Source organism: Actinokineospora sp. (assembly GCF_050699995.1).
GTDB lineage: Bacteria > Actinomycetota > Actinomycetes > Mycobacteriales > Pseudonocardiaceae > Actinokineospora.
Genome location: NZ_JBOHGC010000227.1, coordinates 1 through 7,555, shown reverse-complemented (window position 1 = coordinate 7,555; position 7,555 = coordinate 1). Strand labels below are relative to the sequence as shown.

Sequence of the window (7,555 nt, the reverse complement as noted above, 5' to 3'; positions counted from 1 at the left end):
GCCCGAGGCCAAGGCGGCACTCCGGCGCAGGGTGGATCGGATCGCCATCTTTAGCTCCAATGAGTGAACGAGAGAGCTCTTTCTTGTCAGTACAAACGAAACATCTTCAGTTCGGTCACGCCGAAATGTTCTGTCCGTCACACCCGTAGCCCGTTTGGGCTAACCCAATCGGGTGGCACTAACGGCGGCCGGGCGGCCGATCAGGGCGTGCGGCAAGCTGTGGGCATGACGCGCAAGAAGGACGGGTTCACGCCCGCCCGGGCGAAGAACGCGATCGCCGTGGCGAAGGTGCTTGGTCCGGTGGTGCTCCCGGTGGTCACGCCCTACGTGGTCCAGGGAGCGGCGGCGGTCAGGGACCGCTGGGACCGCAGGCGCGCCCGCAAGCTCGGTGTCTCCGTCGACGACCTGGGCCAGTACTCGGGCCGCGGCGGTGTGCTGCACGCGCGCATCGCGGGTGCCGCCACCGGGCTCAACGAGCTGCGGACGAAGGAAAACGCGACGTCCGATGAGCTCGCCTTCGCCGACTCCGCGGAGAGCACGCTGCACCAGCTGGCCGCCGCGGTGCGCGCCGCCGAGCGGATGCCGACGCCGCGCCGCAAGGCCGCCCACCGAGCCGTCGCCACCGAACTCGACCGCATCGAGGAGCGCCTCCTCACCGCCCTAGGCATCTGAGGACCGCCTACAAACCGCCCTCGGCAAGGCCGGTTAGAGCCTGCGGCGGACCCGGTTTTGCTCGACCACCAACCGACCGCAGCCAAGGGGCGCCGTGACGAAAGCCGACCACGGTTGCCCACTTCCCGCACGTTCTCGCCACCGGTGACCCGAACCTAAAAATTCCGGGGAGGCGGACAAGTACCCTTTGTTGCTGTGGCCCCCCGTCGAGTGACTCGTCCGAGGGCGTTCCGCGTGGCGCGGGGCGCTCTGCTGGCGACCACTTCGACCGCGCTCACCATCGCCGCGCACGGCATGGCGGGCGGCGGTGTCCCCGAGACAGCGGTCACCGTCGTCATCGCCGCGCTCATCGCCTGGGCCGGGACCGCCGTCGCGAGCCGGGCCCGGTCCCTGGGGACGATGGTCGCGCTGCTCGGGATCAGCCAGCTCACCCTGCACGTGCTGCTCGCCTACGTCTCCCACGGCCACGACGACGTGGCGCTGACCCCGTCGATGCTGGCCACCCACGTCATCGCCATCGGCATAACCGCAGCGCTGCTCACCCGCGCTGACGCCGCGCTCGACGTGGTCGCCGCGGCGATCACCGGGCTGGTGCACGCGCTGGTGTGGACTCCGCGGCCGCCCGCCCTGGTTGTCCACAAAGTCCAGGTCACCACGGTCGGCCACCTGCTCGAAGTCGTGTTCCGCCAGGTCTGCCCCCGACGCGGACCCCCTCGGTTCTCCTGAACCCAACCCTCACAGCCGGGCCCCTCAGGCCCGCCCTTTGTCATCTCAGGAGAACTCAATGTCGACTCATCGCTTCTTCGCGCGCGCCGGCGTCCTGCTCGCCGTCGCGGGCTCCGCCGCCCTGCTCGGCACCGGGGTGGCGTCCGCGCACGTCACCGCCAAGGTCATCGGGGAGACCGCCACCCAAGGCGGCTACACCAAGATCACGTTCCGGGTCCCGAACGAGGACAACGCTTCGGGCACCACCAAGCTCGAGATCAAGCTCCCCGCCGAGTACCCGCTGACCTCCGTGCGGACCAAGCCCATCGCGGGCTGGACCGCCGTGATCACCAAGACCAAGCTCGACAAGCCCATCGACTCGCACGGCACCCAGATCACCGAGGCGGTCAGCTCGGTGACCTGGACCGCGGCGCCGGGCACCCGGATCGGGCCGGGCGAGTTCGGCGAGTTCGAGGTGTCGGCGGGCAAGCTGCCCGAGAACACCGACACCCTGATCATCCCTACGATCCAGACCTACGACAGCGGCAAGGTCGTGGCCTGGGACCAGCCGCCCGCCGCGGGCACCGAGCCGGAGAAGCCCGCGCCCGTGGTGAAACTGGCCAAGAAGGCCGCCGGTGGCGACCACGCGGAGCCGGTGGCGAACGAGACCAAGGCTGACGACCACGCGGGTGAAGCCAAGGCCTCGGGCACCGACGACACCGCCCGCTGGCTCGGCGGCGCCGGTCTCGCCGTCGGCGCCCTGGGCCTCGGGCTCGGCGCGGGCGCGACCATCCGCGCGCGTCGCACCGTCGCGAAGGCGGGAGAGTAGGCGCCATGCGCACCATCAGCAGGCTGTTCACGGCGTTCGCCGTCGCGTCATTCGCCCTGGTCGGGCTCGCCCCGGCCGCGTTCGCCCACAACCAGCTGGTGAGCAGCAGCCCCGCCGACAAGGCGTCGCTGGACGCGGGTCCGTCGACCATCGAGCTGACCTTCGACCAGCCCGTCCAGGCGGGCAAAGGCCTCAACTCGGTCGTCGTCGTCGGTCCCAACGGAACCGACCAGTGGCAGTCGGGTGAGGCCTTGGTGCGCGGCAACGTGGTCACCGCGCAGGTCCGGGAACTCGGACCGGCCGGCGACTACCGGATCGGCTACCGAATCCTGTCCGCCGACGGCCACCCCGTGTCCGGCGAGCTCAAGTTCAGCCTGACCAAGGCGGGCAAGGGCACGCCCGCGCCGGTCGAGGCCACGCAGAGCACGGACGCCGCCAAGGCGGGCGAGACGCAAGACGGCGGCGGCGTGCCGGTGTGGCTGTGGATCGCGGGCGCGGTCGTGCTGCTCGGCGCGGGCGTCTTCTTCGCGATGCGCGTCGGCGGAGGTGCGCGGCAGTGACCGAGACCCGGACCACCGCCCGGCACCGGTATCACCTGGTGACGGTTCTGGTCGCGTCATCGCTGATCGGCGTGCTCATCGGCCTGGCGATCATCGCGACCGAACCGATCCCGGGGCTGCCCACGCCGGACGCGGTGGTCCGGGTCGGGCTGCCAGTCGTACGTGTGCTGCTCGACATGGCCGCCGTCGTGACGGTCGGCCTCTGTCTGCTGCCGCTGCTCGTCGGCTTCGAACGACCCGTGCTGTCCGAGCCCGTGTTGTCCGTCGCCCGACGCGTGGCGATGGCGAGTTCACTGGTCTGGCTGACGACGGCCCTGGTCGCCGTCGTCCTGCAGACCGCGGAGCTGCGGCCCGACCAAGACGTGTCGCTCGGCGCGGTCGGCGAGTACATCGGGACCGTCGGCGCGGGCAAGGCGCTGATGTTCGTCGCGGTCTTCGCGCTGCTGACGTTCGTGTTGTCGCTGGTCGCGGTGCGGGTGGGCGAGAACATGCCCGCCGAGTTGCGGGCCGCGGTGGCCCTGTTCGCGCTGCTTCCGCTGCCGGTCACCGGCCACGCGACGAACTGGCGCTGGCACGACTTCACGATGATCTCCATGGAGCTGCACGTGATGAGCGCGGCCGCGTGGACCGGCGGGCTGGGCGCGGTGGTCGCCCTGCTCGCGGGCAACCGCACGCTCCTGGGCCACGCGCTTCCCCGGTTCTCGAAGCTGGCGACGATCTGCCTTGTGGTGGTCACCGCGACCGGACTGTTCAACGCGCTGATCGAGTTGCTGGTGAGCCCCACGCACTCGCTGTGGTCGGGCCTGTTCACGACCAGCTACGGCGTCCTGGTGATCCTCAAGATCGTCTGCCTCGCGGCGCTCGCCGCACTCGGCGCGCATGTGCGGTGGCGGCTGATGCCCGCGGTGATCGCACACAAGCGCACGGCCATGGTGAGCTGGGTGGCGGTGGAGTTGGCCGTCATGGGACTCGCGTTCGGCTTCGCGGTGATTCTGACCCGGGCCCCGGTCAGCTGAGTTGTCCACACCTGTGGATCGTTGTCCACAACTGCCTGTGGATAACTCGCGCTCATCGACGTGGACGCCCGTTCGGCGGACAGCCGCTCTACTCTGACAACCTCTTCGGCGAGGTCCGCCACCCGAACAGGGCAACGGCGAGCGGTCAGTCCTGCTCGGTGAGATGCGCCGTGGCGGGCCGCGACCGTCGCATTTCGGCCAGGCGATCCGTCGTCGCCCGGCCCCGCAGCTCCAACTCGTCGCGGGTGATCCAGCCCTGGGCATAGTGGCGGTATGCCTGCGCCAGCATCACCAGCTCGGCGAGATAGTCGGCGGCCCGGACCCGAAGGTCCTCCGGCAGCGCCGCCACCACCGGGAGCTGGTCGGACACGACGTCATCGAGCGCCCGCGCGGTGGCGAGTGCGCGCCGGGCGCCCCTGCCCAGCCGCACCGCCCCACGCAGCGATCTGATCACCCGTACCGCCCTGCCCCGACGAACACCGAGAGTTGACCGACGACCCGGACGAGAGCATCCGTTGCGCCGTTGACCGTGCATTCGTTTACCGAGCGCCCACCGTTACGGACTTGAGCGGCCATCCGGGGGTAATTCGCGGGTCAGGTGTAGCGCGACCACGGCGTCGAGGTTTCGCCGGAGCGAAAATCGCGGAGTCGTCTGAGCAGCTCAGGGCGTACTTCCGGGCTGCTTTTCATGATCGGCAAAACGCTGGTGATCAGCTTCAGTTCCCGCACTTCGCAGAGAACCGGATATCCCACCCATCGGGTGACGTCGAAGCCGTATGCGTCGGCGAGTTCGGCGTAGGTGGCGGCGTCCTCGCCGAAGCGGCGGACCCCGACGGCGAGCGGCGTCAGGTCCCACTCGGGCGGACCGACGCAGCTCGAATCGAAGTCGCACAGCACCGGCCCGGCCGGGCTCGGGATGAGGTTGCCCAGATGCGCGTCGCCGTGGACAAACCCGGTGGGCAGGGCGAAGTCGAGCGCCGCCAGTCGGGATTCGACCAGGTCACAGCGTTCCCACAGGAACGCCAGCTCGTCGGGGTCGAGCCCGTCGGCTTCGCCGAGTCGGCGCCGGACGTCGTCGAGCGGGTTCCACGTCGGCAGGACAGCGGGCGGGCTCAGGCTGTGGACCCGGCGCAACAGTCGCGCCAAGTCCGCGGGCCGAGGGAGGTAGGCGTCGGGCGGAACCGCGTGCCAGACCGTCGCCGTGTACTCGCCGACGAGGACGGGCTGGCACAGCCCCGGCAGCAACCGCACCGCGGGCACGTCGTGCTCGGCGAACCAGGTGGCGACCCGCACGACCTTGTCGACCCGGTGCCGCAACGCCACAGACCCGACGATCCGGACCACCACGGGGGCGGTGGCCAGCTCGAACACGGCGTTGTTGGTAAACCGCAGCAGCCGGGCGCCGCGGTCGTCGAAACCGATCTCGGCGCAGACAGCGGCCAAGGCGACCCGCAGGTTCTCCTTGGTGAACAGCCCGCCGGTGACCATCAGATTGTGTCCGCGACCACCGAGTCGCGTCAGGCCACGCTGAGATTGGTGATTTGGTCGGCGAGGTCTCGGGCGTCGGGGTTGTTCCGACGCTTGCTCGCCTCCTGGAGCAACGGCTTCAGCCGGTCCTTGACGCGGCTGGACTTGAGGCTCTCCGCAAGGTCCACCGCGCCGCGACCGACCTTCGCACCGTGGTCGATATCGCCTTCCAGCAGGTGGTTCGTCGCCAGGGCGCCCAGGTTGAACGCCTTGGACCTGGTCATCTCATCGCCGTAGCCGTCGATCGCCCTGGACAGGGCAGGGATCGCGTACTTCGTGTGCATGGGATCGACGGTCTGCGCGAGCACCGTGTGGACGGTGCCGATCATCGCGTAGACGTCGGTCTCGTTGAAGAACTTGACCCAGTCCTCAGCGTCGTCGAGCTTGGCCCGCGCGAACTCGTCGCGGGTCCGGCCGATGAGCTGCATCGTCTGTTCCTTCTTGCCCATCAGCGCGTAGGCCCACGCCTGGTTGGCGCAGATCACCGCGACGGCGAGCTCGGAACCCGACTCCTGGGCCGCGATCTGACCGAGCTGGAACATCTTCAGCGCGTCGTTGGGGGACTCCTTGTGCAGGTAGACCCGGCCCATCCGGTAAAGGATGTTGGCTACGAGCGGCTCGCTGCCGCCCGCCTTGGCCAGCTCCAGCGCCTTGCCGAAGTGGGTTCGGGCGGAATCTGTCAGTCCGATGTCGAAGGACGTCCAGCCCGCAAGGTTGTACAAGTCGGCCAGTGCGACCTGAAGTCGCGTTTTCACGTGTTCCGGACCGGAAGCGCCAAGCATCTGCTGTCCCCAGGACAGCTGCGCCACGACTGCGTCGCGGCAGAAGCCCCCGCCATATTGGTAGTCAAGTGACCGAAGCGCCCTGGTGGCGGCTTCCACCTGGCGCACATCGGTCATCCCGATCCGGCCGGGTGCGGGGGTCTGGACGGGGTTGGCGACCCACGACCCGGAGTTGGTGCCCAGCACGTTCGCGCCCACCGTGACGGCGGCCGCGTGTGCCAGGAACTCCCGACGCTTCACCTCTTCGCTCTCCTCAGGCTGTGAGGGCTCGCGGGTGACAGCGACACGTATCGCCGTGACCTCGTCATAAGCGAGCCCCATGTATCCCCTTGGGACACCCAACCCGTCGGCGATCCGTGCGAGCACGTCGTAGGCCATGACCTGACGGCCTTTGAGGATCTCCGACACTTCGGACTGCGATTGACCGGTCATCGCGGCGATCTGGCGCTGTGAGACACCAGTGCGACGAAGCAACCGATACACGGAACTGACCTCCCGCGCGGCAAGCACGGTTCGCATCTCGGGTTCCTCCCAACTGTCCGGAGTAATGGGAGATCCCGAAGATCCGATCGAGTTCATTCCGCCCCCTCACAGTTCGCTGGGCGTCCAACGCAGAGTAAGCGCACTTCACGAGCCGCGAGAAGTGCTGATCGGTGAACCTGATCGGTCCGACCGAACTCCGGTGACCGCTTAACGTGGGACGGCCGCCGATCGGCGCTATGACGCTCCGTTTTCGATTGAGACGCCTCAGTGTTGTTCGTTGTAAGCGTACGACCACGGAGGGACACGGCAGCGTGGACTTGCTCAGGACGGCACCGCATCCGGGACAGAGTCTGCCCGGCGGGCGCGCTGCTGGGCACCCCCGAGCCGATGTTCTTCACGGATCTGTCGCAGGCCGGCGAGTCTGGCGGATCAGCTGCGGCGATGTGATCAACCGGGATCGGTCCATCACCGTTCTCGTGGAGAAGAACAAGGTGGTCCTCGTCGGGCCGCCCGGAGAGACCGCGGTGTTGACATCGGGCCAGCTCGGCCAGTTGCGCACCGCACTCAAAGAAGCCGCCGAGCAGGCGGAAAGGTCACGGTGACGTTGAGGTGGACGAGATACTCGGCCAGGTCCTGCGCAGTGCCGTCTGGGAGCGACTGGACATGCTCTCCGAACTGGCCACGCGGGCCGATGCTCCGTCTCTGCTGTCCGTCGCGCGGTCTGAGCTGCCGCGGCTGACGGAGGGCTGGCGTTCGATGCTCAGGGCCCACGAGCCCGACGACCGGGGCAACTGCCCGGTCTGCTCGACTCGCTGGCGCCAGCAGAAGGCCCCGTGCTCGGTGTGGCGCGCGGCGTACGAGCACTTGGTCGCGGGTGGCCTCGCCCCGCAGCCCGCCGCTCGCCACGCGCTCGACCCGGCCTCGCTGCGCCCGCCGCGGAAACTTCCCGCGGGCGTTCGCTAGTAGGCCACGGCCCAGCGC

10 protein-coding genes are annotated in these 7,555 nt (G+C 68.9%); 7 read left to right on the top strand and 3 right to left on the bottom strand.

Annotated elements, in window-relative coordinates; all coding sequences use genetic code 11:
* The first annotated feature begins 225 nt into the window (after nt 1-225).
* From ACRDSQ_RS12330 to ACRDSQ_RS12310, 5 genes are all read left to right on the top strand, one after another.
* The gene (locus tag ACRDSQ_RS12330) at nt 226-672 is read left to right on the top strand and encodes a DUF6474 family protein (protein ID WP_431421075.1); all 447 of its coding nucleotides are present in this window, start codon (nt 226-228) and stop codon (nt 670-672) included.
* Between the two features lie 234 nt (nt 673-906).
* Nucleotides 907-1,398: a hypothetical protein gene (locus ACRDSQ_RS12325; protein ID WP_431421074.1), complete on the top strand. Its 492-nt coding sequence runs from the start codon at nt 907-909 to the stop codon at nt 1,396-1,398.
* 58 nt (nt 1,399-1,456) lie between these two features.
* A complete protein-coding gene (locus ACRDSQ_RS12320) occupies nt 1,457-2,206 on the top strand; it encodes a YcnI family copper-binding membrane protein (RefSeq protein ID WP_431421073.1) in 750 nt (249 codons plus the stop codon).
* A 5-nt stretch (nt 2,207-2,211) separates the two neighbouring features.
* Complete coding sequence (locus tag ACRDSQ_RS12315) at nt 2,212-2,766, top strand: copper resistance CopC family protein (protein ID WP_431421072.1); 555 nt, start codon at nt 2,212-2,214, stop codon at nt 2,764-2,766.
* Nucleotides 2,763-3,782 (top strand): copper resistance D family protein, encoded by a 1,020-nt coding sequence (locus tag ACRDSQ_RS12310; RefSeq protein ID WP_431421071.1) that lies wholly within the window; start codon nt 2,763-2,765, stop codon nt 3,780-3,782. The genes ACRDSQ_RS12315 and ACRDSQ_RS12310 overlap by 4 nt, the downstream gene beginning before the upstream one ends.
* A gap of 145 nt (nt 3,783-3,927) precedes the next feature.
* Here the strand turns inward: ACRDSQ_RS12310 and ACRDSQ_RS12305 are convergent, their stop codons facing one another.
* The 3 genes from ACRDSQ_RS12305 to ACRDSQ_RS12295 all read right to left on the bottom strand — a co-directional run bounded on the left by ACRDSQ_RS12305 (nt 3,928) and on the right by ACRDSQ_RS12295 (nt 6,610).
* Nucleotides 3,928-4,236, bottom strand: coding sequence for a hypothetical protein (locus tag ACRDSQ_RS12305; protein ID WP_431421070.1), 309 nt, complete (start codon nt 4,234-4,236; stop codon nt 3,928-3,930).
* Nucleotides 4,237-4,376: 140 nt separating this feature from the next.
* Nucleotides 4,377-5,270 carry an aminoglycoside phosphotransferase family protein gene (locus ACRDSQ_RS12300; RefSeq protein ID WP_431421068.1) on the bottom strand — a complete coding sequence of 298 codons (894 nt, stop codon included), beginning with the start codon at nt 5,268-5,270 and terminating at the stop codon, nt 4,377-4,379.
* Nucleotides 5,271-5,299: 29 nt separating this feature from the next.
* A complete protein-coding gene (locus ACRDSQ_RS12295; RefSeq protein ID WP_431421066.1) occupies nt 5,300-6,610 on the bottom strand; it encodes a helix-turn-helix domain-containing protein in 1,311 nt (436 codons plus the stop codon).
* Between the two features lie 200 nt (nt 6,611-6,810).
* Between ACRDSQ_RS12295 and ACRDSQ_RS12290 the strand changes: the two genes are divergently transcribed.
* Entirely contained in the window at nt 6,811-7,176 is a 366-nt protein-coding gene (locus ACRDSQ_RS12290) for a hypothetical protein (protein WP_431421065.1), read from the top strand.
* A 7-nt stretch (nt 7,177-7,183) separates the two neighbouring features.
* Nucleotides 7,184-7,537, top strand: a complete 354-nt coding sequence (locus ACRDSQ_RS12285) for a hypothetical protein (RefSeq protein WP_431421064.1) — start codon at nt 7,184-7,186, stop codon at nt 7,535-7,537.
* Nucleotides 7,538-7,555: the final 18 nt, after the last annotated feature.

Excerpts from the sequence above, each read along its gene's own strand:
- ACRDSQ_RS12330 (WP_431421075.1), top strand. The coding sequence starts at position 226 with ATGACGCGCAAGAAGGACGGGTTCACGCCCGCCCGGGCGAAGAACGCG.
- ACRDSQ_RS12320 (WP_431421073.1), top strand. The coding sequence starts at position 1,457 with ATGTCGACTCATCGCTTCTTCGCGCGCGCCGGCGTCCTGCTCGCCGTC.
- ACRDSQ_RS12315 (WP_431421072.1), top strand. The coding sequence starts at position 2,212 with ATGCGCACCATCAGCAGGCTGTTCACGGCGTTCGCCGTCGCGTCATTC.
- ACRDSQ_RS12300 (WP_431421068.1), bottom strand. The coding sequence starts at position 5,270 with ATGGTCACCGGCGGGCTGTTCACCAAGGAGAACCTGCGGGTCGCCTTG.
- ACRDSQ_RS12295 (WP_431421066.1), bottom strand. The coding sequence starts at position 6,610 with ATGCGAACCGTGCTTGCCGCGCGGGAGGTCAGTTCCGTGTATCGGTTG.
- ACRDSQ_RS12290 (WP_431421065.1), top strand. The coding sequence starts at position 6,811 with ATGACGCTCCGTTTTCGATTGAGACGCCTCAGTGTTGTTCGTTGTAAG.